This is a genomic window from Leifsonia sp. HAY1-4F (assembly GCF_056755275.1).
Map to the genome: position 1 here is coordinate 1 of NZ_JBNDHX010000406.1, position 256 is coordinate 256.

Annotated in this window: 1 protein-coding gene; it reads left to right on the plus strand. The window is 69.9% G+C overall.

Annotated elements, in window-relative coordinates:
• The coding region (locus tag ACPYOG_RS19975; protein ID WP_481295848.1) for a phosphoribosylaminoimidazolesuccinocarboxamide synthase at positions 1-256 on the plus strand (256 nt) is incomplete at both ends.

The following is a 256-nucleotide window of genomic DNA, read 5'->3' on the forward strand; positions in this document are numbered from 1 at the left end:
GTACCTCTTCGTCCCGGCCGGCGCGAGCAGTCTCGCCGACACGTGTAGCGTGCTGGTCGTCGCCAGCGACCGCGTGGGCGCCTTCGATCACGTGCTCGAGCCGGGCATCCCGGGGAAGGGCGAGCTGCTCACGACCCTGAGCATGTGGTGGTTCGACCGGCTGGACGATGTACCGAACCACCTCGTCCCGGACCACGCCCTCGTCGGCGGTCGTGTCGTGGAGCGGACCCCCGAGGAGGTCTCCGGACGGTCGATG